Origin of the sequence: Acidovorax sp. LjRoot117, from assembly GCF_964252695.1 — a bacterium.
Taxonomy (GTDB): Bacteria; Pseudomonadota; Gammaproteobacteria; order Burkholderiales; family Burkholderiaceae_C; genus Acidovorax.
Window position 1 is genome coordinate 1 of sequence record NZ_CAXUPO020000001.1, and the last position, 23,667, is coordinate 23,667.

At 63.5% G+C, this 23,667-nt stretch carries 19 protein-coding genes and 2 pseudogenes; 6 read left to right on the forward strand and 15 right to left on the reverse strand.

The genetic code is table 11. The annotated features are described in order from the left end of the window. From ACSQ3D_RS00005 to ACSQ3D_RS00025, 5 genes and pseudogenes are all read left to right on the forward strand, one after another. A pseudogene (locus tag ACSQ3D_RS00005) lies at positions 1-520 on the forward strand (RHS repeat-associated core domain-containing protein); the annotation flags it as partial. Further along, entirely contained in the window at positions 517-954 is a 438-nt protein-coding gene (locus ACSQ3D_RS00010; protein ID WP_436125516.1) for a hypothetical protein, read from the forward strand. The pseudogene ACSQ3D_RS00005 and the gene ACSQ3D_RS00010, both read left to right, overlap by 4 nt. A 327-nt stretch (positions 955-1,281) precedes the next feature. Beyond that, positions 1,282-2,627, forward strand: a pseudogene (locus tag ACSQ3D_RS00015) (IS5 family transposase). Positions 2,628-2,768: 141 nt separating this feature from the next. Continuing rightward, on the forward strand, positions 2,769-3,857 hold the full coding sequence (locus ACSQ3D_RS00020) for a PLP-dependent cysteine synthase family protein (RefSeq protein WP_436125517.1): 1,089 nt from the start codon (positions 2,769-2,771) through the stop codon (positions 3,855-3,857). A gap of 26 nt (positions 3,858-3,883) precedes the next feature. Beyond that, on the forward strand, positions 3,884-5,047 hold the full coding sequence (locus tag ACSQ3D_RS00025) for a lipocalin-like domain-containing protein (protein WP_436125518.1): 1,164 nt from the start codon (positions 3,884-3,886) through the stop codon (positions 5,045-5,047). 262 nt (positions 5,048-5,309) lie between these two features. On the opposite strand, the gene ACSQ3D_RS00030 is transcribed toward ACSQ3D_RS00025, so the two are convergent. The 5 genes from ACSQ3D_RS00030 to ACSQ3D_RS00050 all read right to left on the reverse strand — a co-directional run bounded on the left by ACSQ3D_RS00030 (position 5,310) and on the right by ACSQ3D_RS00050 (position 10,358). Next, the gene (locus tag ACSQ3D_RS00030) at positions 5,310-6,326 is read right to left on the reverse strand and encodes a branched-chain amino acid ABC transporter permease (protein WP_436125519.1); all 1,017 of its coding nucleotides are present in this window, start codon (positions 6,324-6,326) and stop codon (positions 5,310-5,312) included. 15 nt (positions 6,327-6,341) lie between these two features. Beyond that, entirely contained in the window at positions 6,342-7,226 is an 885-nt protein-coding gene (locus ACSQ3D_RS00035) for a branched-chain amino acid ABC transporter permease (RefSeq protein WP_436125520.1), read from the reverse strand. 126 nt (positions 7,227-7,352) lie between these two features. Then, the gene (locus ACSQ3D_RS00040) at positions 7,353-8,552 is read right to left on the reverse strand and encodes an ABC transporter substrate-binding protein (protein WP_056162395.1); all 1,200 of its coding nucleotides are present in this window, start codon (positions 8,550-8,552) and stop codon (positions 7,353-7,355) included. Between the two features lie 65 nt (positions 8,553-8,617). Further along, on the reverse strand, positions 8,618-9,349 hold the full coding sequence (locus ACSQ3D_RS00045; protein ID WP_056421058.1) for an ABC transporter ATP-binding protein: 732 nt from the start codon (positions 9,347-9,349) through the stop codon (positions 8,618-8,620). A 238-nt stretch (positions 9,350-9,587) separates the two neighbouring features. After that, the gene (locus tag ACSQ3D_RS00050; protein ID WP_056421055.1) at positions 9,588-10,358 is read right to left on the reverse strand and encodes an ABC transporter ATP-binding protein; all 771 of its coding nucleotides are present in this window, start codon (positions 10,356-10,358) and stop codon (positions 9,588-9,590) included. Between the two features lie 497 nt (positions 10,359-10,855). On the opposite strand from ACSQ3D_RS00050, the gene ACSQ3D_RS00055 reads away from it, so the two are divergent. Further along, on the forward strand, positions 10,856-12,670 hold the full coding sequence (locus tag ACSQ3D_RS00055) for an ABC transporter transmembrane domain-containing protein (RefSeq protein ID WP_436125521.1): 1,815 nt from the start codon (positions 10,856-10,858) through the stop codon (positions 12,668-12,670). Between the two features lie 222 nt (positions 12,671-12,892). On the opposite strand, the gene ACSQ3D_RS00060 is transcribed toward ACSQ3D_RS00055, so the two are convergent. The 10 genes from ACSQ3D_RS00060 to nuoG are packed head-to-tail and all read right to left on the reverse strand — an operon-like array spanning position 12,893 to position 23,659. Then, positions 12,893-13,396: a DUF1178 family protein gene (locus ACSQ3D_RS00060; protein WP_436125522.1), complete on the reverse strand. Its 504-nt coding sequence runs from the start codon at positions 13,394-13,396 to the stop codon at positions 12,893-12,895. Positions 13,397-13,456: 60 nt separating this feature from the next. Beyond that, the gene (locus tag ACSQ3D_RS00065; RefSeq protein WP_056162380.1) at positions 13,457-13,762 is read right to left on the reverse strand and encodes a DUF2818 family protein; all 306 of its coding nucleotides are present in this window, start codon (positions 13,760-13,762) and stop codon (positions 13,457-13,459) included. 19 nt (positions 13,763-13,781) lie between these two features. Beyond that, positions 13,782-15,275, reverse strand: a complete 1,494-nt coding sequence (gene nuoN / locus ACSQ3D_RS00070; RefSeq protein WP_056421046.1) for an NADH-quinone oxidoreductase subunit NuoN — start codon at positions 15,273-15,275, stop codon at positions 13,782-13,784. A gap of 29 nt (positions 15,276-15,304) precedes the next feature. Beyond that, entirely contained in the window at positions 15,305-16,780 is a 1,476-nt protein-coding gene (locus ACSQ3D_RS00075; protein ID WP_396502800.1) for an NADH-quinone oxidoreductase subunit M, read from the reverse strand. Between the two features lie 13 nt (positions 16,781-16,793). After that, the gene (gene nuoL / locus ACSQ3D_RS00080) at positions 16,794-18,854 is read right to left on the reverse strand and encodes an NADH-quinone oxidoreductase subunit L (protein WP_436125523.1); all 2,061 of its coding nucleotides are present in this window, start codon (positions 18,852-18,854) and stop codon (positions 16,794-16,796) included. Between the two features lie 31 nt (positions 18,855-18,885). Then, on the reverse strand, positions 18,886-19,194 hold the full coding sequence (nuoK, locus tag ACSQ3D_RS00085) for an NADH-quinone oxidoreductase subunit NuoK (RefSeq protein ID WP_005793248.1): 309 nt from the start codon (positions 19,192-19,194) through the stop codon (positions 18,886-18,888). After that, positions 19,191-19,865, reverse strand: coding sequence for an NADH-quinone oxidoreductase subunit J (locus ACSQ3D_RS00090; RefSeq protein ID WP_056421037.1), 675 nt, complete (start codon positions 19,863-19,865; stop codon positions 19,191-19,193). Before ACSQ3D_RS00090 ends, nuoK begins: the two co-directional genes overlap by 4 nt. Positions 19,866-19,915: 50 nt before the next feature. Beyond that, a complete protein-coding gene (gene nuoI, locus ACSQ3D_RS00095) occupies positions 19,916-20,428 on the reverse strand; it encodes an NADH-quinone oxidoreductase subunit NuoI (protein ID WP_056421034.1) in 513 nt (170 codons plus the stop codon). Positions 20,429-20,441: 13 nt separating this feature from the next. Then, positions 20,442-21,518: an NADH-quinone oxidoreductase subunit NuoH gene (gene nuoH, locus ACSQ3D_RS00100; protein ID WP_056421031.1), complete on the reverse strand. Its 1,077-nt coding sequence runs from the start codon at positions 21,516-21,518 to the stop codon at positions 20,442-20,444. Next, entirely contained in the window at positions 21,515-23,659 is a 2,145-nt protein-coding gene (nuoG, locus tag ACSQ3D_RS00105; protein ID WP_436125524.1) for an NADH-quinone oxidoreductase subunit NuoG, read from the reverse strand. The genes nuoH and nuoG overlap by 4 nt, the downstream gene beginning before the upstream one ends. Positions 23,660-23,667: the final 8 nt, after the last annotated feature.

Sequence of the window (23,667 nt, forward strand, 5' to 3'; positions counted from 1 at the left end):
CCCGGGCGTGAGACGGTATGTGACGCAGGATCCTATTGGGTTGGAGGGTGGCACAAATAAATATTTGTATCCTCTTAACCCCCTTACAAGACTTGATCCGCTTGGACTTGTTGATCTAAATCTCTTCAATACCGGAGAAAATATTAGCGGATATGCAGATAAGGTTCCACTAAGCGATACTGTTTATAAAGTAGGGGCACATGGCAATCCTACCATGATTGTCGATCAAGCAGGCAAGAAAATCACAGTCGATGAACTTGCCAAGAAAATCAGAAAAGATCCAAAATACAAGAAAGGAATGCCAATTGAATTACTTTCTTGCAATACAGGAAAGACCAAAGATGGATATGCGCAAAAATTGTCAGACAAAATGAAAGCAGAGGTTAGAGCTCCGGACCAATACTTGTGGTACGACTCACAAGGAAAAACAACTCCAATGGGGTTGAAGGTTGTTGACGGGAAATATGTCATGGATACTTCACAACCTGGAAAAATAAATATATTTACACCCAGAAAATGAATTTACCAAAATTCTATAAAATAATAGTTATGATTATTTTTGCAATCAATAACTTCGGAGTAGTCAAAGCTATGGAAAATTCTAACGCAATCACCGGTGCGTCTTCATTTATTTTAAACGAAGCACAACTAAAATCTCTCACAAGAAAAGTTGCGTCGGGCGACTACGACGCTGCACTAAAAATATCAAGACATTATTCACTAGGCCTCAACAACACGGAAAAAGCACAACATTGGCTGACAGTTGCTGCGACATTGGGCAATGTCGATTCTCAATATGAATTGTCATCGAATTTTTTTGAAGAAAATAATCTATTGGAAGCCGAATATTGGGCACAATTGGCAGCAGCAAAAAACAATTTGAAAGCAAAAAATTTAATTAAAAAAATAAAGCAGGCCAACCTAAAATCTCAGAAACAGCAAGGCGGCGATTAACTTCACCAATAATTTGACAATGTTTTAATTTACCACCAAGATTTCTAGGCAATTCTAAGCATTAGGTATCCAGCAAAAGACTATTTTCTCTATCATCAAAACCTGCGCAGCGATCCTCTCGGAAGCGGACCTTCTGATTGAAGACCAATCTATAGTTGCAACAACCAAAATTCAATTTCTTTAAAATATTGAGAGTACTATTGAGTCCGCCCTGAACAACCCGTAAGCTGCTGATGTGTCTCGAAGTTCTTCGGCTTGCAGGGAGCAGGATTTGCAAGGTATGGTTTAGCAGCCCCTGTTTTCTTGCAAATTCCTCGGGAGAGTTTGATGGGGCCGAAGCCTTCGCAGCCGCAGTCCGGTGAGTTGTTCGTCCAAGGCTGGACGAGCAGATCAACATGCAGCACCCGCTGGTCAAGCTGGCCGCGCTGATCGACTGAACCGAGATCGAGCGCACGTTCGCGGTGCCCTTCACCTCTGGGCGTGGCCGACCCGCCTTGCCTCAGCGCCTGATCGCCGGCTTGCTGTACCTCCAGCACACCTTCGATGCCTCTGATGAAGCCGCAGTGAACACCTGGGTGGAGAACCCGTACTGGCAGTTCTTCTGCGGCGAGACCTACCTGCAGACCGAAGCGCCCATCGACCCGTCCAGCCTGACGCGCTGGAGAAAGCGCGTCGGCGAAGAAGGCGTGCAGACGCTGCTGGTGGCCAGCATCGACGCTGCCCGGAGGGGCGGCGTGATCCAAAAGGCCAGCGTGCAGCAGGTCATCGTGGACACCACCGTCATGCTCAAAGCCATCGCCCATCCCACGGACAGCCGCTTGCTGAACAAGAGCCGCTAGCATCTGGTCAAGGTGGCCGAGGACAACGGACTGCGGCTGCGCCAGAACTAGAACCGCGTGGCTCCACGATTGGCCGCGCAGATCGGGCGTTACGCGCACGCCAAGCAGTTCAGGCGCATGAAGAAGGCCGTGCGCACCCGCGTCGGGCGGGTCCATCGTGAAATCTCCCGCCAGTTGCACGTGCTGCCCGAAGCGGCGAAGGCCAAAGCGCAGGATCTTCTGCAGCGCACCGGCCGCATCCTGACTCAACGTACCAAGGACAAGAACAAGCTGTATGCCCTGCACGCGCCCGAAGTGGAGTGCATCTCCAAGGGCAAGGCCCGAACGCCCTACGAATTTTGCGTGAAAGTCAGCATCGCCACTATGCTCAAGCAAGGCCTGGTGGTGGGCATGCGCTCCATGCCAGGCAAGCCCTATACCGGCCACACGTTGGCCGAAACGTTGGAGCAAGTGGGCATCCTCACCGGCACGGACAGACCGCCCGCCACAGACATCGTGGACAAGGGCTACCGGGGCGTGGAGATCGAGGGCGTGCGCATCCTGCGCTCAGATCAGAAGCGAGGTATTACCGAAACCCTCAAGGCCATGATCAAACGGCGCAGTGCCATCGAGCCGGCCATCGGCCACATGAAGATGGACGGGCGCCTCGCCCCCAATCCGCTCAAGGGGGCGCTGGGCGATGCGCTGCACGCGGTGATGTGTGGCGCGGGGCACAACCTGCGCATGATCGTGGCCGCGCTGCGGCTTGTATGCGCTCGACTCGGGCTGTCGATGAGGGCGGTCATCGCCGCGCTGATCGCTCTTCCGATCCAACACCGACTTGCCCACGACTGAAAACCGAATTGTTCAGGGCGGACCAGCTATTTCGGAATAGTTGCGGATAAGCCGCGTTTGCCAAGGTTCGCACAGTGTCCAACATGCACAGGCCACTTCAGCGTGGTGTCGTCATCGAGTGCTCGCTGCGACAATCACGCGATGCACATCCCGACATCATCGTCCGATCACGCTGCCTCCTCGCCTTCCAGCTGGCTTCACTCCGCCATTGCCCGCATCGAAGCCGACTACCAGCGCAGCGCCGACACCCACCTGATCCCCTTGCGGCTGCCCGCCTTTACGGCACACGGCATTGACCTGTACCTCAAGGACGAATCCACGCACCCGACGGGCAGCCTCAAGCACCGGCTGGCGCGGTCGCTGTTCTTGTACGCGCTGTGCAATGGCTGGATCCACGAAGGTTCGACGGTGGTGGAGTCGTCCAGCGGATCCACCGCCGTCAGCGAGGCTTACTTTGCACGTCTGCTGGGCCTGCCGTTCGTGGCGGTGATGCCGCGCAGTACCTCGCCAGAGAAGATTGCGCAGATCGAATTCCATGGCGGTCGCTGCCATTTCGTGGACCGTGCGGGCGAGGTGTACGAGGCGGCCCGCGCCATTGCCGCCGAGACGGGCGGGCACTACATGGACCAGTTCACCTATGCCGAGCGGGCCACGGACTGGCGCGGCAACAACAATATTGCCGAGAGCATGTTCACGCAGATGGCGCGTGAGCCCCATCCCGTGCCGCGCTGGATCGTGGTGGGTGCAGGCACTGGCGGGACCAGCGCCACCATTGGCCGCTATGTGCGCTACCAGCGCCACGCCACCGAGGTCTGCGTGGCCGACCCGGCGGGCTCGGTCTTCAGTGCTTACCACCGCACGGGCGACGCAACGCTGACGGCGCCGGGCTCGCGCATCGAAGGCATTGGCCGCCCGCGCGTGGAGCCCAGCTTCATCCGCACTTTGGTGGACCGCATGATCGACGTGGCGGACTGCGAGTCCGTCGCGGCCATGCGCGCGCTGTCGCAACTGCTGGGCCGCCGCGTGGGCCCGTCCACCGGCACCAATTTCGTGGCCATGCTCACGCTGGCGGGCGAGATGCGCGAGCGGGGCGAGCAGGGCTCCATCCTGTCGCTGCTGTGCGATGCGGGCGAGCGCTACCTGCCCACGTATTTCGACACGGACTGGGTGGACGAACGTTTTGGCGATTGCTCGGCCGCTCAGCAGCGCATCCATGCGCTGATCGGCTGACGCCCGGCGCGAGCACCCCATTGACCATGCCAGACGGCGTGCCACCCCACGGAGCCCCCAGCGTGCCGCACGTGCCCGGCGCACTGACGCGCAGGCGTTGGCTGGCGCTTGGCAGCAGCCTGCCGCTGGGTGTGGCGGCATGGGGTGGCGGCGCCTTGCCGGCCCATGCCCTGCCGGCGCGCACGCTGGAGTTTCCACGCGACCATGGCAGCCACCCGGATCTGCGCACCGAGTGGTGGTACATCACCGGCCACGCGCAGGCCGAGGGGCGGTTGTGGGGGTTCCAGGTCACGTTCTTCCGCTCGCGGGTGGATGGCACGCAGAGGCTGCAGTCGCGGTTTGCGGCCAGGCAGCTGGTGTTTGCGCATGCGGCGGTGACAGATGTGCAGGGCCGGCGCCTGTACCACGACCAGCGGATTGCGCGCGCGGGCTTTGGCATTGCCGAAGCGGCCGAGGGCGACACGGCCGTGCACCTGCGCGACTGGCACCTGGTGCGCGCTGCCGCGGACGCGCCTGGCGCCAGCCGCTATACCGCGCAGGTGCAAGGCAGTGATTTTGCGCTGGACCTGCGCTTTGACAGCACGCAGCCCGTACTGCTGCAGGGCCGGCAAGGCCTGTCGCGCAAGGGGCCGGAGGCCGCGCAGGCCAGCTACTACTACAGCCAGCCGCAACTGGCCGTAGCAGGCACGCTGACGCTCGGGGGCCGGCGCCGGTTGGTGGAGGCCGGCAGCGGCCGTGCGTGGATGGACCACGAGTGGAGCGAGGCGCTGATGCACCCGGACGCCGTGGGCTGGGACTGGATCGGCATGAACCTGGACGATGGCCGCGCGCTCACGGCCTTTCACCTGCGGCGCCAGGACGGCAGCACGCTGTGGGCCGGCGGCTCGGTGCGCGCGGCGGGTGAGCAGGCGCCCCAGGTCTTTGCGCACGATGCCGTCACCTTCACGGCCACGCGGCACTGGGCCAGCGGGCGCAGCGGTGCGCGCTACCCCGTGCAGTGGCAGGTGCAGACGCCCGCCGGTACCTTCAGCGTACATGCGCTGCTGGACGACCAGGAGCTGGACAGCCAGGGCTCTACCGGCGCGATCTACTGGGAGGGCCTGAGCGAGCTACGCGACGCCGCAGGCCGCGCGGTGGGACGGGGCTACCTGGAGATGACGGGGTATGCGAAGCGGCTACGGCTGGGGTGAAGGCAGCCGCCCGGTGCGTTTTATTATTTTGATAGCAGCTACCGCTGATCGGGCAAGGATATCAAGCCGAAAACTCTTGAAATCCGCGTCCATCCTGCGCTAGCAGCTATCCATTTTGACGAGAGCGGGCGCCCCGCGAATCCTGCCGAGGTGCACCCATCTGCCCCCCCACTGATGGGGGAAGGCTGGCGGCGCTTTTCACCGCAGCGTGTTGCACCGCAGCCTGTTGCACCGCCTGCGCGACGACGACCCAGTCAGCCTGTCAATGCGTACCCGTCGTCGTCGTCTTGCCGCCGCCGCCGCGCCGTCGGTCCATCCACGCGATGATCTCGCCCATGATGCCACGGCGGAAGGCCAGCACGCAGATCACGAAGATCAGGCCTGTGACCATGGTGACGGACTCACCCAGCGTCTTGAACCATTCCACGCTGGTCAGGGCGGCGAGCAGGTTTCCGAATTCGCCGATCTTGTTTTCCAGCAGCACCACCACGGCCGAGCCGATCAGCGGGCCCGACAGCGTGCCCAGGCCGCCCACCAGCGTCATCAGGATGACCTGGCCCGAGGCCGTCCAGTGCACGTCGGACAGCGTGGCAAAGCCCAGCACCAGGGTCTTGAGCGAGCCCGCCAGGCCGGCCAGTGCGGCCGACAGCACGAAGGCCAGCAGCTTGAAGCGGTGCGTGTCGTAGCCCAACGAGATGGCGCGGGGCTCGTTCTCCTTGATGCCCTTGAGCACCTGGCCGAACGGCGAGTGGATGGTGCGCACGATGACGAGGAACGCCAGCACCACGATCACCAAGGCCACGTAGTACATGACCAGGTCGCTCTGCAGGCTGATCAGGCCGAACAGCTTGCCGCGCGGCACGCCCTGCAGGCCGTCTTCGCCGCCGGTGAAGGGCGCTTGCAGGCAGGCAAAAAACAGCATCTGCGCCAGCGCCAGCGTGATCATCGAAAAGTAGATGCCCTGGCGGCGGATGGCCAGCCAGCCGAACAGCAGGCCCAGCAGCGCGCCCCCCGCGGTGCCCAGCAGCAGGCCCACCTCAGGGGTGAGGCCCCAGACCTTGATGGCGTGCCCGGCCACATAGGCCGCGCCGCCCAGGAAGGCCGCGTGGCCGAAGGACAGCAGGCCGGTGAAGCCCAGCAGCAGGTTGAAGGCCGAAGCAAACAGTGCAAAGCACATGAGCTTCATCACGAAGACGGGATAGGCGCCCAGGAAGGGCGCGGCAACCAGGCCCAGCAGCAGCAGGCCGTAACCGATGGGGGCGATGTTCTTGAGGTTCATGCGAGCGGCCCCTGCTTACTTTTCTTTGCCGAACAGGCCGGCGGGGCGGATGAGGAGAACGATGACCATGATGACGAACACCACGGTTGAAGACGCTTCGGGGTAGAACACCTTGGTGAAGCCTTCGATGACGCCCAGGCCCAGCCCCGTGAGGATGGAGCCCATGATGGAGCCCATGCCGCCGATCACCACCACCGCGAACACCACGATGATGAGGTTCTGCCCCATGAGCGGCGTGACCTGGTAGACCGGCGCGGCCAGCACGCCGGCAAAGGCCGCCAGCGCGGCGCCGAAGGCGTACGTCAGCGTCACCATCACCGGCACGTTGATGCCGAAAGCCTCCACCAGGCGGGGGTTCTCGGTGCCGGCGCGCAGGTAGGCGCCGAGCTTGGTCTTTTCGATCACGTACCAGGTGGCCAGGCACACGACCACCGATGCCACGACAACCCAGGCACGGTAGTTGGGCATGATCATGAAGCCGAGGTTGGTGGCGCCTTCCAGCAACTCTGGCGTGTCGTAGCCCAGGCCCGAGACGCCGTAGATGGAGCGGAACACCCCTTCGATCAGCAGCGTGAGCCCCAGGGTCAACAGCAGGCCGTACAGGTGGTCGAGCTTGTAGATCCAGCGCAGCAGCAGCCGCTCGATCAGCACCCCGAACAGGCCCACTACCAACGGCGCCAGCACCAGCATCCACCAGTAGTTGATGCCGAAGTAGTTCATCGCCATCCAGGTGATCAGGGCGCCGGTCATGAACAGCGCACCATGCGCGAAGTTGATGACGTTGAGCATGCCGAAGATGACGGCCAGCCCCAGGCTAAGAATTGCGTAGAACGAACCGTTGACCAGCCCCAGGAGAAGCTGGCTCAACAGGCCGGGCAATGAGACACCAAAGAATTCCATGGGAGGCAACGGCAGGTTCAGAGAGGTTCAGAGCAGACAGCGGAGTGGTCTGGCAGCCCCGCAAGGCCGCCGCAGCAAGCCGAGCGCCGCAATGGCACCCGGGCTTGCTGACGCCGTGTCAGGCGTTTACTTCCAGAGCGCGCACTTCGTTTCCGCTTTGGTCGTGAAGACTTGATCGCCCGGCAGCTTCTTGACGAGCTTGTAGTAGTCCCAGGGCTTGGTGGACTCGGCGGGCTTCTTGACTTGCATCAGGTACATGTCGTGCACATAACGGCCGTCGGCTCGAATCTGTCCCTTGGCGAAGAAGTCGTCGATCTTCATCTTCTTGAGCTCGGCCATCACCTTGTCGGCGTCGGTGGACTTCGCAGCGGCCACGGCCTTCAGGTACGTCGTCGTGGCAGAGTAGTCCGCGGCCTGGACTTCACCGGGCATGCGCTTGGTCTTTTCAAAGTACTTGGCGGCAAACTTGCGGGTGTCATCGTTCAGGTCCCAGTACCAGCTGGTCGTGAACTGCAGGCCCTCGGTATTGCGCAGGCCCATGCTGTGGATGTCGCTGATGAAAATCAGCAGCCCCGCCAGTTTCATGTTCTTGCCGATGCCAAACTCCTTGGCGGCCTTGATGGCGTTGATGGTGTCACCGCCGGCGTTTGCCAAACCGAGAATCTGGGCCTTGGAGTTCTGTGCCTGCAGTAGGAACGACGAGAAGTCCGACGCATTGAGCGGGTGGCGCACGGCGCCCACCACGTTGCCGCCCTTTGCCTTGACCACGGTGGTCGTGTCCGCCTCCAGCGCATGGCCGAAGGCGTAGTCGGCGGTCAGGAAGTACCAGCTCTTGCCCCCTGCATCCACAATGGCAGAGCCCGTGCCCTTGGCCAGCGCGACCGTGTCATAGGCGTAGTGCACGGTGTAGGGGCTGCACTGCTCGTTGGTCAATGCGGAGCTGCCGGCGCCGTTGTTGAAGTACACGCGCTTCTTCTCTTCTGCCACCTTGGCAATCGCCAGGGCCGTGCCGGAGTTGGTGCCGCCGAACAGCATGGTGACGCCTTGGGTGTCCACCCATTCGCGCGCTTTCGACGCGGCAATGTCCGCCTTGTTCTGGTGGTCGGCAGAGATGAGTTCGATCGGCAGGCCCAACACCTTGCCGCCGAAATCGTCGATGGCCATCTGGATGGCCAATGCACCGTTCTTGCCTTCCACGTCGGAATACAGGCTGGACATGTCGGTGATGAAGCCGATCTTGACCTTGTCCTGCGCGTGCGCGGCCGAGGTGGCCAGGCCCGCTGCGGCCAGCACCAATGCCAGCGCGGTGAGTTGGTTCTTCTTCATGGATTGTCTCCTGTGGGTGTGGTTGGTTGAAGAAAAGAAAATGGGGATCGCTGGCGGACCTGTGGTCAGACACCCAGCAGTTCGGTGAGCACGGGCATCTTCTCCGCCAATTCGGACGCGCCGAACTTCTCGACGATGCGGCCGTGCTCCATCACATAGAAACGGTCGGCCAGCGGCGCCGCAAAGCGGAAGTTCTGCTCCACCATGACCACGGTGTAGCCCTTCTCGCGCAGCATGGTGATCATGCGGGCCAGCGCCTGCACGATGACCGGGGCCAGGCCCTCGGAGATCTCGTCGAGCAGCAACAGGTTGGCCCCGGTGCGCAGGATGCGCGCCACGGCCAGCATCTGCTGCTCGCCACCCGACAGGCGCGTGCCCTGGCTGTTCTTGCGCTCGGCCAGGTTGGGGAACATGGCGTAGATCTCTTGCACCGACATGCCGGGCGTGCCGGTCTTGAGCGCTGGCGGCAGCAGCAGGTTTTCTTCGCACGACAGGCTGGAGAAGATGCCGCGCTCTTCCGGGCAGTAGCCCACGCCCAGGTGGGCGATGCGGTGCGTGGGCATGTTCACGGTCTCCACGCCGTTGATCTTGACCGAGCCCTTGCGTGCACCGGTCAAGCCCATGATGGCGCGCATGGTGGTCGTGCGGCCGGCGCCGTTGCGGCCCAGCAGCGTGACGACTTCACCGGGCTGCACGACGATGTCCACGCCATGCAGCACGTGCGACTCGCCGTACCAGGCTTCGAGGCCCTTGATTTCCAGCGCAGGCACGCCGTTCTTGATTGGGGTATTTGCCATTTCAGTTATCCATTGCGCCGCACGCTGTCCGCCGCAACCGTCGCGATCGAAGCCAGCGCCCCCGCGCAAGGGCCGCCCCGCCGCGCTGGGGGCGTCCCCCTCCCGACTCGCGCAGCGAGACGAGAGAGGGGCTGAGGGCCGAGGCTCCAATCCTGCCTGCGCAGGATTGGACGTGCCCGAAGAGACACCGCCTCTGGCGGTGGCACCGAGGCGCGAAGCGACTCAGGGGGAGCTTCATCTAATGCGCTCCCTGAAGTTGGCCGTCGGTGGTGCCCATGTAGGCTTCCATCACCTGCGGGTTGCTCGACACTTCGGCATACGGCCCCTCGGCCAGCACCGCGCCACGCTGCAGCACGGTGATGCGGTCGGCGATGGTGGAGACGACTTTCATGTTGTGTTCGACCATGAGGATGGTGCGCCCCACAGACACCTTCTTGATGAGCTGGGTGACGCGGTCCACGTCCTCGTGGCCCATGCCCTGCGTGGGCTCGTCCAGCAGCATGAGTTCGGGCTCCATGGCCAGCGTGGTGGCGATCTCGAGCGCGCGCTTGCGGCCGTAGGGCAGGTTCACGGTGACTTCGTCGGCCATGTCGGCCAGGCCCACTTCGGCCAGCAGCTGCATCGCGCGGCCATCGAGCTGGTGCAGGCTGCGCTCGCTGCGCCAGAAGTGGAACGACGTGCCCAGCTTGCGCTGCAACCCCAGGCGCACGTTTTCCATCAGCGTGAGGTGCGGGAACACCGCGGAGATCTGGAAAGAGCGGATCACGCCACGGCGCGCGATCTGCGCGGGCTGCTCGCGGGTGATGTCGTGCCCGTTGAACCGGATGGTGCCGGATGTGGGTGTGAGGAACTTCGTCAGCAGGTTGAAGCAGGTGGTCTTGCCTGCGCCATTGGGGCCGATGAGTGCATGGATGGACCCCCGGCGCACGGCCAGGTTCACGTCGCTGACTGCGGTGAATCCCTTGAACTCTTTGGTCAGGCTGTGGGTTTCAAGAATGACGTCGCTCATTGCGCCAGGGTCGCTCCGTAAGGGGGCTGAGGAAGAAAGCCTTGGCCAGCAAGGCTCCCATGCATGCGTTGTGTCGCCGTGCATCGTATGCCTGCCTACCCCGCGGTAGATACTGGGACTAATGCCTATGTATAAACGCCTACGGGTCAGGCTCGCCGGCGGTGCACGGGTTGACGGTCTTCAACGCGCGCGCCGTGCGGGGCCGGCCTGTGCCTTGCCCGGTGCGGGTTGCGGGCACTTGCCGACGCGCGAAAAAGCCCCGCTCGGCCATGCGGTGCGAACCTGGGAGCATGCAGCGCTTGCTTACAACTGCATGACGGCAAGACAAGGGGTGCGCGGGTGGGCAGACTCCGCGGCGCTGAAGATTTCAGGGCCCTGCCCCTTTCCTGCATCAGCGCAGCGCCCGCGGCGGCAGAGCCTGCCCGGTAGCCCGCAGGTGTGCAGGGCCGCCCTGTGGCAGGCCCGTCCGGACAGGCACGTCCGCCTACACTTCGCGCATGGCCACCCTCCCCTCCACGCCCGCGCGCGGCGCACCCCGGTCCCTCAGCGGGCTCTTCCCCTTTCTGCGCCCGTACCGCTCACGCATCGCCCTGTCGGTGGTGTTCCTGGTGCTGGCGGCCCTGGCCACGCTGGCGTTTCCGCTGGCGCTGCGCAACCTGGTGGACTCGGGCCTCGTCAGCGCCGACAAGGGCGCGCAGACCATGGCGCTGCGCAATCACTTCGAAGCGTTGTTCGCGGTGGCCGTGGCGCTGGGGGTGTTCTCGGCGGCGCGCTTTTACATGGTGAGCTGGCTGGGCGAGCGGGTGACGGCCGACCTGCGCAACGCGGTGTACGGCCACGTGCTGCAGCAAAGCCCGCAGTTCTTCGAGACCACGCAGACCGGCGAGGTGCTGTCGCGGCTGACGGCCGACACCACGCTGGTGCAGACGGTGGTGGGCTCATCGTTGTCGATGGGGCTGCGCAACGCCGTGATGGGCATCGGCGCGCTGGCGATGCTGGTCTGGACCAACCCGTACGTCATGTCGATCGTGCTGGTGGCCGTGGTGTTGGTGGTGCTGCCGACCATGTGGATCGGACGGCGCGTACGCCGCCTCTCGCGCGACAGCCAGGACCGGGTGGCGGACTCCAGCGCCATCGCGGCCGAGGTGTTGAATGCCGTGCCGGTGGTGCAAAGCTATACGGCCGAGCCGCGCGAGACGCGCCGCTTCACACAGGCCACCGAAAACGCCTTCCAGGTGGCCGTGACGCGCAGCCGTGCACGCGCCCTGCTGGTGGCCTTCATCATCATCGCCAACGCAGCGCTGCTGCTGTGGGGCCTGTACCGCGGCACCGAGGCTGTGCTGGCGGGCCAGATGACCGCCGGGCACCTGGGGCAGACGGTGGTGTACGTGATGCTGCTGGCAGGCGCCGTGGCCGTGCTGGGCGAGGTGTATGGCGACCTGCTGCGCGCCGCGGGCGCCACCGAACGCCTGATGGAGCTGCTGGCCAGCCGGTCCCCGGTGGCAGACCCTGCCGCCCCCAGGGACTTGCCGCTGTCGGGCCAGGGCCTGGCCGTGGAGTTCGACAACGTGCTGTACCACTACCCCTCGCGGCCCGACCAGCCCGCGTTGCATGACTTCACGCTGCGCCTGTCGCCTGGCGAGACCGTGGCGCTGGTCGGCTCCAGCGGTGCGGGCAAGACCACGGTGTTCCAGCTGCTGCAGCGCTTCTACGACGTGGACACCGGCCCGGATGGGCGGCCGGCGGGCCGGATTCGCCTGAACGGCGTGGACATCCGCGACCTGCCGCTTGCCACGCTGCGCGCCAGCACGGGCACCGTGCCGCAGGACGCCGTGATCTTCTCCGCATCGGCCATGGAGAACATCCGCTACGGCCGCCCGGACGCCACCGACGAGGAAGTGATGGCCGCCACGCGCGCCGCATTCGCGCACGACTTCCTGATGGCGCTGCCGGAGGGCTATGGCACGTTTCTCGGCGAGCGCGGGGTGCGCCTGTCGGGCGGGCAGCGCCAGCGCATCGCGATTGCACGGGCCATGCTCAAGGACCCGCCCTTGCTGCTGCTGGACGAGGCCACCAGCGCCCTGGACGCCGAAAGCGAACGCATGGTGCAGGCCGCGCTGGACACGGCCATGCAGCGCCACACCGGGCGCCGCACCACCCTGGTCATCGCCCACCGGCTGGCCACCGTGCAGAATGCCGACCGCATCGTGGTGCTGGAGCATGGGCGCATCGTGGAGCAAGGCACGCACACGGCGCTGCTCGCGCAAGGCGGGGTCTATGCCCGGCTGGCGGCGCTGCAGTTCACGTCGTGAAGGCGGGCGGGCAGCGACTGCCGGGCGCCTTCCGGTTGCCGCTGCGGGAGCAGTAAAGAGGAAGTGGAGTGCTCAGCGCCGATGCCGTGCAGCAGTTGCTATTAAAAGCATAGCTGCTAGCGCGCTCTGGTAGCGCGGTAGAGCCTTAAAACACTCAAAAACCGCATTCACCGGACTTCGCGGAGGCTTGCCAAGCCCTCCCGCGCCCTGGCCCACGCCCCTCTACTGCAGGGTTTCCTTGGCAGAAGCGGGCAGAGGCAACGGCATCACCGCGATGCCCTCTTCGATCAGTTGCACGGCTTCGTCGGGCGTGGCCTGGCCGCGGATGGCGCGCTCCTCGACTTCGCCATGGTGCATGCGGCGCGCTTCCTGGGCGAAGCGCGATCCCACGTCCTCGGTGTTGGCGACAATCTTGCGCGCCAGGTGCAGCCAGGCGGCTTGCAGGGCGGGTGGCAACACCCCTGCGTCGAGAGCTGCAGTCGTACCAGCAGGGCTGCTCGGCACCACCTGCCCTGCCGAAGGCGACGCCTGCGTTGCAGAGTTTCCCGAAGGCTCCCGCGCACCCAGGTTCAGGCGGGGTGCGCTCAGGCGCTTTTCAATGTGGTCGTCCGCGCACATGGGGCATTGCACCAGGCCGCGCTCGCGCTGGCCCTGGAAATCGTCCTCCGACGCGAACCAGCCTTCAAAGACATGGCCATGGCGGCATTGGAGATCAAGCACCTTCATGGCAACGCTGCAACGGTCGAGAAGGACAAGGCGGCAACCGGTGGCACTGCGGGCGGCGCGTCAGCCGTGGCGGCGCAGCAGGTACCGGTAGACGAAACCCGGAAAGGCCAGGGTCAGGAACAAGGTGCCGGTGATGGCGTAGAACTCCCAGCCCTGGGGAGCGATCTGCCCGGCGCGGCGCTCCAGCAGCAGCGCGAGACCTCCGACCAGAAAGTACAGCACGATCAGCTCCGCCAGCCGCCCCGCCAAAGGCTTGCGGGGCGCAGCGGCCGGGCCCACGGCCAGCCAGCGGTGGTTCACGAACGGCAGGTTCGCGGCGATGAGCGCCGCGATGATGACCAGCCAGACAGATCCGGTGAGAGACACAGTGCGACAGCCGGCGAGGTCAGGTCGCCAGTGCGCGCACCACGGCGTCGGCGCACAGCGCCATCAGCCCGCCGGGCAGCAGGCCCAGCACCAGCAGCAGCGCGCCGTTCAAGGTCAGCACCACACGCACGTCTGCGGGTGCCGACACGCTGGAGGCGGTCAGCGGTGCATCGAAGTACATGACCTTGACCACGCGCAGGTAGTAGAAGGCGCCGATCAGCGACATGATCACCGCGAACACGGCCATGGCGATGTACAGGGTCTGGCCCGAAGCCACCAGGGCCTGCAGCACGGCCAGCTTGGCGTAGAAGCCCACCAGCGGAGGAATGCCGGCCATGGAGAACAGGCACACGGCCATGATGCCGGCATACAGCGGGCTGCGCTGGTTGAGGCCGGCAAAGTCCGAAATCTCTTCGCTCTCGAAACCCTCGCGCGCCAGCAGCAGCATCACGCCGAATGCGGCCAGGGTCGTCAGCACATAGGTCACTACGTAGAACATGGACGCGCTGTAGGCGTTCTCGACCGCGGTGGCATCGACGTTGCCGTTCACCACGCCCGACATCAGGCCCAGCAGCACGAAGCCCATTTGCGAGATCGTGGAGTACGCCAGCATGCGCTTGAGGTTGGTCTGCGCGATGGCAGCCAGGTTACCCACCAGCAGCGAGCCGATGGCCAGCACCGCCAGCATCTGCTGCCAGTCGATGGCCAGCGGCAGCAGGCCGTCCACCAGCAGGCGGATGGTGATGGCAAACGCCGCCAGCTTGGGCGCGCCGCCGATCATCAGCGTGACGGCGGTCGGAGCACCCTGGTACACGTCGGGAATCCACATGTGGAAAGGCACCACACCCAGCTTGAAGGCCAGGCCCGAGACCACGAACACCAGGCCGAACACCAGCACCTGGTGGCGGATCTGGCCGGAATTGACGGCCTTGAACACCTGGCCGATATCGAGCGAGCCGGTGGCGCCGTAGATCATGGACAGGCCATACAGCAGGAAACCGCTGGCCATTGCGCCCAGCACGAAGTACTTCATGGCTGCTTCGGTGGCCGTGGCGTTGTCGCGGCGCAGGGCCACGAGCGCATAGCTCGACAGGGTCAGCAGCTCCAGGCCCAGGTAGATCACGAGGAAGTTGTTGCCCGAGATCATGATGAACATGCCCAGGAGCGCGAACATCGAGAGGGTGAACATCTCGCCGCCGCGCAGCATGCCGCGGTCTGCCGCATAGGGGCGCGCATACACCAGCGTGACCATCATCGCCACCGTGGCAAAGCACTTGAGCCAGTTGCCCATGGCATCGCTCACCACCATATTGCCAAAGCCGTAGAAGGTGTTGCCGCTGCTGGCGTACATCGCCTGCAGGGCCGCCACGACGGCCAGGGTCAGCATGGTCAGCACGTAGGTAGCGGTGCGGCGGGTGCTGTGCACCCCCAGGTCGACCAGCGCTATGACGCAGGCCATGGCCAACAGCACGATTTCAGGGTAGATCGCTAGCCAGCTGATGTTGTCAATCATCTCGTATCTCTCAGTTCAGTCTGGTCAGGTCAGTTCAGCTTGGGCTGCGCGACATGCTTGAGCAGTTCGGCGACCGACGTGTCCATCACGTCCGTGAACGGACGGGGATACAGGCCCATGGCCAGCACCGCGATGCCGAGCACCGCCAGCACCAGGAATTCGCGGCTGTCGATGTCGGTCAGGCCCTTGACGTTGTCATTGCCCACGGGACCCAGGTACACGCGCTTGAACATCCACAGGGTGTAGGCCGCACCGAAGATCAGCGCCGTGGCCGAGGCCAGGCCGATCCAGAAGTTGGCCTTGGTCGCGCCCAGGATCACCATCCACTCGCCCACGAACCCTGCAGTGCCCGGCAGGCCGCAGTTGGCCATGGCGAACAGCAGCGCGAAGGCCGTGAAGTTGGGCATGGTGTTGACCACGCCGCCGTAGGCTGCGATTTCACGCGAGTGCACGCGGTCGTACAGCACGCCGATGGACAGGAACATCGCACCCGACACGAAGCCGTGCGCAATCATCTGCACCAGGCCGCCGGACACGCCCAGGTCGTTGAAGATGAAGAAGCCCAGCGTGACGAAGCCCATGTGAGCGACGGACGAATACGCCACCAGCTTCTTCATGTCCTTCTGGACCATGGCCACCAGGCCCACGTAGATCACGGCGATCAGCGACAGCGCGATCATCAGCCAGGCCCACTCGCGCGATGCGTCGGGGGCGATGGGCATGGAGAAACGCAGGAAGCCGTAGGCACCGAGCTTCAGCATGATCGCGGCCAGCACAGCGGAGCCGCCGGTGGGCGCTTCCACGTGCACGTCGGGCAGCCAGGTGTGGAACGGGAACATCGGCACCTTGACCGCAAAGGCGGCAAAGAATGCGAAGAACAGCATCGTCTGCGCGCGGGCGCTCAGGGGCAGCTGGTGCCACGTGGCGATGTCGAAGCTGCCGCCGGACTGGTTGTACAGGTAGATCAGCGCGATCAGCATGAGCAGCGAGCCGAGCAGCGTGTACAGGAAGAACTTGAACGCCGCGTAGATCTTGTTCGGACCGCCCCAGATACCGATGATGAGGTACATCGGGATCAGCGTGGCTTCGAAGAACACGTAGAACAGCATGCCGTCCAGGGCCGTGAACACGCCGATCATGAGGCCCGAGAGGATCAGGAACGCGCCCATGTACTGGTTCACGCGCTCGGTGATGGACTCCCACGACGCGACCACCACGATCACCGTGATGAAGGCGGTCAACGGCACGAACCAGAACGAGATGCCGTCGACACCCAGGTGGTAATGCACGTTGAAGCGCTCGATCCACGCGGCCTTCTCGACGAACTGCATCGCTGCGGTACCGAGCTGGAAGCCTTCGTACAGCGGCAGCGTCACCAGGAAGCCGATGACGGCGCCCACGAGTGCGAGCCAGCGAACGGCGCGGGCATGTTCATCCCGCCCAATGGCCAGCAGCAGCACACCGAATGCGATCGGTGACCAGATTGCAAGACTCAACAGACCCATTTTGTTGTTTTCCTTATTTGATGAGCTGCAGGAACACGTCGCCCCAGACAAACCAGGTCATCAGCGCGAAGACCCCCAGGATCATCACCAGCGCGTAGTGGAAGATGAAGCCGGACTGCATCCAGCGCACGACGCCGGACACGCTGCGCACGACCTTCCAGGAGCCATTGACGAGCGTGCCGTCGATGATGGCCTGATCGCCACCCTTCCACAGGCCCGTACCCAGGGCACGCGCGCCGCGGGCCAGGATGTTCTCGTTGATCCAGTCGAGGTAGTACTTGTTTTCGAACAGCGTGTAGATCGGCATGCAGGTGCGCTTGATCGCTGCAGGCAAAGCCGGGTTCACCATGTACATGTAGTACGACAGCGCCACGCCCGCCACCGCCAGCCAGAAAGGCGCGGTCTGCAGCCCGTGCAGGGCCATCGCCACCGGGCCGTGGAAGATCTCGGCCAGCTTGGACATCGCAGGGTGCTTGGCTGCGTCGACAAAGATCACGTCCTTGAAGAAGTCGCCGAACAGCATGGGCTGGATGAACATGAAGCCCACCACCACCGAAGGAATGGCCAGCAGCACCAGCGGCACCGTCACGACCCAGGGGGATTCGTGCGGATCATGGCTGTGATGGTCATCATGGCCGTGGCCGTGGCCATGGTCGTCGTGGTGCGCATCATGGTGGGCATCGGGGTTCTGGTCGTAGCGCTCCTTGCCGTGGAAGACCAGGAAGTACATGCGGAACGAATAGAACGCCGTGATGAACACGCCGGCCAGCACCGCGAAGTGCGCGAAGTGCGCCGCTGGCAGGTGGCTGAAGTGCACGGCCTCGATGATGCTGTCCTTGGAGTAGAACCCCGAGAACAGGGGCGTGCCGATCAGTGCGAGCGAACCCAGCAGCGAGGTGATCCAGGTGATGGGCATGTACTTGCGCACGCCGCCCATCCAGCGGATGTCCTGGTTGTGGTGCATGCCCATGATGACCGAGCCTGCGCCGAGGAACAGCAGCGCCTTGAAGAACGCGTGGGTCATCAGGTGGAACACGGCCACCGAGTAGGCGGAGGCACCCAGGGCCACGGTCATGTAGCCGAGCTGCGACAGCGTGGAGTACGCCACCACGCGCTTGATATCGTTCTGGATGATGCCCAGGAAGCCCATGAACAGCGCCGTGATGGAGCCAATGATCAGAATGAAGTTGAGCGCGGTGTCCGACAGCTCGAACAGCGGCGACATGCGCGACACCATGAAGATGCCGGCGGTCACCATGGTGGCCGCGTGGATCAGCGCCGAGATGGGGGTCGGGCCTTCCATCGAATCGGGCAGCCACACGTGCAGCGGGAACTGCGCGGACTTGCCCATCGCGCCGATGAACAGACAGATGCAGATCACGGTGATCAGCATCCAGTCGGTACCGGGGAACGCCAGGCCACCGAGCTCACCCGATTTGGCGAAGATTTCGCTGTAGTTGAGCGTGCCCGTATAGGCAGCAATCAGGCCGATGCCCAGGATGAAGCCGAAGTCACCCACGCGGTTGACCAGGAACGCCTTCATGTTGGCGAAGATCGCCGTGGGCTTGTTGAACCAGAAACCGATGAGCAGGTAGGACACCAGGCCCACGGCTTCCCAGCCGAAGAACAGCTGCAGCAGGTTGTTGCTCATGACCAGCATGAGCATGGAGAACGTGAACAGCGAGATGTAGGCAAAGAACCGGTTGTAGCCGTCGTCCTCTTCCATGTAGCCGATGGTGTAGATGTGCACCATCAGCGACACGAAGGTCACGACCACCATCATCATGGCGGTCAGGCTGTCGATCAGGAAACCGACCTCCATCTTGAGGCCGCCCACCACCATCCAGGTGTAGAGCGTCTCGTTGAAGCGGGCACCGTCCAGCGCCACGCTCTTGAGCGTCATCGCCGACAGCACGAACGCGACCAGCACGCCCAGGATGGTGAGGGTGTGCGAGAGCCGGCGACCGATCCAGTTACCACCGAAGGTCGTGCCGAAAATGCCGGCCAGCAAGGCGCCCGCCAGCGGTGCCAGCGGCACGGCCAGGAGCGTTGAAGCAGAGAGGGTTTGACTCATTCTTGAGAACCTTGGGAATGCTGGTGACCCATCAACCCTTGAGGGTGTTGAGGTCTTCCGCGTTGATGCTGGACTTGTTGCGGAACAGGAGCACCAGGATGGCCAGACCGATGGCCGACTCGGCAGCTGCCACTGTCAGGATGAAGAACACGAACACCTGGCCATGCATGTCGCCCAGGTAGTGCGAGAACGCCACGAAGTTCATGTTGACCGCCAGCAGCATCAGCTCGATCGCCATCAGCAGCACGATCAGGTTCTTGCGGTTCAGGAAGATGCCGATCACGGCCAGCGCGAACAGCATCGCGCCCAGCGAGAGAAAGTGGCCCAATGTCAGCGTCATGCTTTTTTCTCCTCGGTGGCAGCAGCAGGCTCGGCAGGCACTTCAGGCGCTGCCTTCTGGGTGGCGGCCACCTTCACGACTTCGAGGCGATCACCAGCGCGCACGCGGATCTGCTGCGACGGGTTGATGGCCTTGCTGTCCTTGCGCTGGCGCAGGGTCAGCGCAATGGCTGCAATCATGGCGACCAGCAGGATCACGGCCGCGATCTCGACGGGGTACAGGTACTCGGTGTACAGCAGCTTGCCCAATGCCTTGGTGTTGGAGTACTGCACCACATGGCCCGCAGCATCGAGCGCCGTGGCGACGGCCTTGGGTTCGTCCATGCCGCGGAAACCGCCCATCAGCACGGCGGCCATTTCCAGGGCGATCAGCGCACCCACCGTGGCGGCCAGGGGGAAGTGTTTCCAGAACCCCTTGCGCACGGTGTCGATGTGGATGTCCAGCATCATCACCACGAAGAGGAACAGCACCATGACGGCGCCCAGGTACACCAGCACCAGCGCGATGGCCAGGAACTCGGCCTTGAGCAGCAGCCACACGGCAGCGGCCTGCGAGAACGCAAGGATGAGGTACAGCACTGCATGCACGGGGTTGCGGGCAGTGATCACCCGGAAGGCTGCAAACAGCAGCACCACCGAGAAGAGATAGAAGAAACCAGTCTTGGCGTCCATGAATCGGGTCTTTATAGAAAGTCTGGCAAAGAGGCCGCGCTCTGCACCGCTCAGCGGTACTTCGCGTCCGCAGCCTTGGCTGCCGCGATTTCGCCTTCGTACCGGTCACCCACGGCCAGGAGCATGTCTTTCGTGAAGTACAGGTCGCCACGCTTTTCGCCGTGGTATTCCAGGATGTGCGTCTCGACGATGGAGTCCACCGGGCAGCTTTCTTCGCAGAAGCCGCAGAAGATGCACTTGGTCAGGTCGATGTCATAGCGCGTCGTACGGCGCGAGCCATCGGCACGCACATCCGATTCGATGGTGATGGCCATGGCGGGGCATACGGCCTCGCACAGCTTGCAGGCGATGCAGCGCTCTTCGCCGTTTTCATAACGGCGCAGCGCGTGCAGGCCGCGGAAACGCGGCGACAGAGGGGTCTTTTCTTCAGGGAACTGCACTGTCACCTTGCGGCGAAACGCATAGCGACCGGTCAGGGCCATGCCCTTGAGCAGTTCCACGAGCATGAAGCTCTTGAAGAAGTCTTTGAACGAGAAAGGTGCAGCAGCAACAACGGCAGTCATTTTTGTGTCCCGCTTATTTCCAGATGTTCCAGGGCGACAGCAGCCATCCACCCACGAAGAGCAGATACACCAGCGTCACCGGGATGAAGATCTTCCAGCCCAGACGCATGATCTGGTCATAGCGGAAGCGCGGGAAGGTGGCACGGATCCAGATGAACATGGACACCACCAGGAAAGTCTTGATACCCAGCCAGATCCAGCCCGGAATGAACGAGAGGAACTCAACCGGAGGCAGCCAGCCACCCAGGAACATGAGCGCGGCCAGGATGGACACGAGCCACATGCTGGCGTATTCCGCCAGGAAGAAGATGGCAAAGCCCATGCCCGAGTACTCGACCATGTGGCCGGCCACGATTTCGGCTTCGCCTTCGACCACGTCGAAGGGGTGGCGGTTGGTCTCGGCCACGCCGGAGATCAGGTACACCAGGAAGATGGGCAGCAGCGGGAGCCAGTTCCACGACAGGAAGGTCAGGCCCATGTTGGCGGCCATGCCGCGGCTTTGGGACATGACGATCTCGGTCAGGTTCATGCTGCCCGACACCATGATCACCACCAGGAAACAAAAGCCCATGGCGATTTCATAGCTCACCATCTGCGCAGACGCACGCAGCGCCCCCAGGAAGGCGTACTTGGAGTTCGATGCCCAGCCGGCAATGATCACGCCATACACCTCGATGGAGGTGATGGCCATCACCAGCAACAGGCCGGCATTGACATTGGCCAGGGCCACATCGGGGCCGAAGGGGATCGCCACCCATGCGGCCAAGGCCGGCATGATGGCCATGACGGGCCCGAGCACGAACAAACCCTTGCTCGCAGCGGTGGGCTGGATGATTTCCTTGGTCAGCAGCTTGAGCGCATCGGCGATGGGCTGCAGCAGACCCATGGGGCCCACCCGGTTGGGACCGTGGCGGACCTGCATGAAGCCCAGCAGCTTGCGCTCCCACAGCGTGAGGTAGGCCACGGCACCCATCAGCGGCGCCAGAATGCAGACGATCTTGATCAGCACCCAGAGCACAGGCCAGACGGCGCCCGTCCACCAGCCGAAGGCCAGCAGGTTCAGGCCCGCGTTGTAGATCGCGTCGATCATGCGGCGACTCCTTCACGTGCCGTGCGCGCATCGGCGGTGAGCTGCAGCGACGTGGAACGGCGCACGAGGCCGTCGAGTTGATAGATGGAAGCGACCACAGGCTCGCCCGCGGTTGCCGTGGCTGCTGCGGCGGCAGCAGGCACCGCAGTCACCAGGTTCGACAGCTGTTCGGCAGGCACGTGCGTGACGGTGCCGGCCGCGGCATTGGTGGCGCGTGCCAGCACGTCCTGCGAGGTCTCGAAGTCGAAACCGGACACACCCAGCAGGTTGGCCAGCACGCGCAGGACCTTCCACGCGGGGCGGGTATCGCCCAGGGGGCGCACCACCGCATGGAAGCTCTGCAGGCGGCCTTCGGCGTTGATGAAGCTGCCGGAGGTTTCGGTGAAGGGAGCAATTGGCAACAGAACGTCACTGAACTCCAGGTTGGCCTTGAAGGGGCTCAAGGTCACCACCATCTCTGCACCAGACAGCGCAGCAGCAGCGTTGGCACCGGGCGCCGAGTCATGGACCGGCTCGGTGTTGAGCAGCACAGCCGCCTTCAGTCCACCCGAGAGCATCTGGCCCGCATTCAATCCACCGTTCACAGGATGAGCACCCGCAAACTGGGCACCCACCGTATTGGCAGCTTCCGTGAGGTATCCCACCGAGGCACCCGTGTGCTCGCCGATCCAGTTGGCCAGTGCCAGCAGTTGCGTGGCCTGCGCGTGGTGCGCGGCGGCGTTGCCCAGCAGCACGGCTTTGCGCTCACCGCCGAGCAGCGCGCGCGCGATGGCCTGGGTGGCGTCGTTGTGGGCTGCAGCGCCCTGGGGAGCGGTCACGCCCTTTTCCTGTGCGACTGCAGAGGCGATGCCGCCGAGTGTCTGCACCCATTCGCTGGCGCTTTGCGCAACGAACGACGACACCGGCATGGCCCAGTCGTGGGCCACAGCGCCCACAGCCGTGACCTGGCAGCCATCGCGGGCAGCCTGGCGGATGCGCTGCGCGAACAGCGGATGGTCCTTGCGCAGGTTGGAGCCCACCACCAGCACGCGTTGCAGCGTGGACAGCGAAGCGATGGACGTACCGAGCCAGCGAATGCCTTCGGGCGCAGCGAACTCGGCGTTGCGCAGGCGGTAGTCGATGTTGTCGCTGCCCAGGCCACGCACCAGTGCGCCGGCCAGGTACAGCTCTTCGACCGTGCTGTGCGGGCTCACCAGAGCGCCGATGCTTTGGGCACCGTGGTCGTTCTTGATGTTCTTGAGGCCGTTGGCCACGTATTCGAGCGCGGTCTGCCAGTCGACTTCCTTCCACACCCCGCCCTGCTTGAGCATGGGCTGGGTCAAACGGTCGTCGCTGTTGAGCGATTCGTACGAGAAGCGATCGCGGTCGGCGATCCAGCATTCGTTGACGGCTTCGTTCTCGAGCGGCACCACGCGCATCACCTTGTGGTTCTTGACCTGAACGATCAGGTTGGAGCCGGTGGAGTCGTGTGGGCTGACAGAGCGGCGGCGCGAGAGTTCCCAGGTGCGGGCGCTGTAGCGGAACGGCTTGCTCGTGAGCGCGCCCACGGGGCAGATATCGATCATGTTGCCCGACAACTCGGAGTCCACGGTATCGCCCACCACGGTGGTGATCTCGGAGTGCTCGCCGCGGTGGATCATCCCGAGCTCCATCACGCCGGCCACTTCCTGGCCGAAGCGCACGCAGCGGGTGCAGTGGATGCAGCGGCTCATCTCTTCCATGGAGATCAGCGGGCCGACGTCCTTGTGGAAGACCACGCGCTTTTCTTCCTCGTAGCGCGAGGACGAACCGCCGTAGCCGACGGCCAGGTCCTGCAGCTGGCACTCACCGCCCTGGTCGCAGATGGGGCAGTCCAGCGGGTGGTTGATCAGCAGGAACTCCATGACCGACGCCTGGGCCTTGATGGCCTTGTCGCTCTTGGTGCGTACGATCATGCCCTGCGTCACCGGCGTGGCGCAGGCAGGCATGGGCTTGGGAGCCTTCTCGACGTCCACCAGGCACATGCGGCAGTTGGCGGCGATCGAGAGCTTCTTGTGGTAGCAGAAATGCGGAATGTACGTGCCCGCCTTCTCGGCCGCATGCATCACCATGCAGCCTTCGGCGACTTCCACTTTCTGACCGTCCAGTTCAATTTCAACCATATGTCTTC

Bases quoted from the DNA above. Each gene is read 5' to 3' on its own strand.
- ACSQ3D_RS00010 (WP_436125516.1), top strand. From the start codon at position 517: ATGAATTTACCAAAATTCTATAAAATAATAGTTATGATTATTTTTGCA.
- nuoN (WP_056421046.1), bottom strand. From the start codon at position 15,275: ATGATTGACAACATCAGCTGGCTAGCGATCTACCCTGAAATCGTGCTG.
- ACSQ3D_RS00025 (WP_436125518.1), top strand. From the start codon at position 3,884: ATGCCAGACGGCGTGCCACCCCACGGAGCCCCCAGCGTGCCGCACGTG.
- ACSQ3D_RS00045 (WP_056421058.1), bottom strand. From the start codon at position 9,349: ATGGCAAATACCCCAATCAAGAACGGCGTGCCTGCGCTGGAAATCAAG.
- ACSQ3D_RS00055 (WP_436125521.1), top strand. From the start codon at position 10,856: ATGGCCACCCTCCCCTCCACGCCCGCGCGCGGCGCACCCCGGTCCCTC.
- nuoH (WP_056421031.1), bottom strand. From the start codon at position 21,518: ATGATCGACGCGATCTACAACGCGGGCCTGAACCTGCTGGCCTTCGGC.
- nuoL (WP_436125523.1), bottom strand. From the start codon at position 18,854: ATGAGTCAAACCCTCTCTGCTTCAACGCTCCTGGCCGTGCCGCTGGCA.
- ACSQ3D_RS00050 (WP_056421055.1), bottom strand. From the start codon at position 10,358: ATGAGCGACGTCATTCTTGAAACCCACAGCCTGACCAAAGAGTTCAAG.
- ACSQ3D_RS00060 (WP_436125522.1), bottom strand. From the start codon at position 13,396: ATGAAGGTGCTTGATCTCCAATGCCGCCATGGCCATGTCTTTGAAGGC.
- ACSQ3D_RS00020 (WP_436125517.1), top strand. From the start codon at position 2,769: ATGCACATCCCGACATCATCGTCCGATCACGCTGCCTCCTCGCCTTCC.
- ACSQ3D_RS00090 (WP_056421037.1), bottom strand. From the start codon at position 19,865: ATGGACGCCAAGACTGGTTTCTTCTATCTCTTCTCGGTGGTGCTGCTG.
- ACSQ3D_RS00035 (WP_436125520.1), bottom strand. From the start codon at position 7,226: ATGGAATTCTTTGGTGTCTCATTGCCCGGCCTGTTGAGCCAGCTTCTC.
- ACSQ3D_RS00075 (WP_396502800.1), bottom strand. From the start codon at position 16,780: ATGGGTCTGTTGAGTCTTGCAATCTGGTCACCGATCGCATTCGGTGTG.
- nuoG (WP_436125524.1), bottom strand. From the start codon at position 23,659: ATGGTTGAAATTGAACTGGACGGTCAGAAAGTGGAAGTCGCCGAAGGC.
- ACSQ3D_RS00040 (WP_056162395.1), bottom strand. From the start codon at position 8,552: ATGAAGAAGAACCAACTCACCGCGCTGGCATTGGTGCTGGCCGCAGCG.
- nuoK (WP_005793248.1), bottom strand. From the start codon at position 19,194: ATGACGCTGACATTGGGCCACTTTCTCTCGCTGGGCGCGATGCTGTTC.
- nuoI (WP_056421034.1), bottom strand. From the start codon at position 20,428: ATGACTGCCGTTGTTGCTGCTGCACCTTTCTCGTTCAAAGACTTCTTC.
- ACSQ3D_RS00030 (WP_436125519.1), bottom strand. From the start codon at position 6,326: ATGAACCTCAAGAACATCGCCCCCATCGGTTACGGCCTGCTGCTGCTG.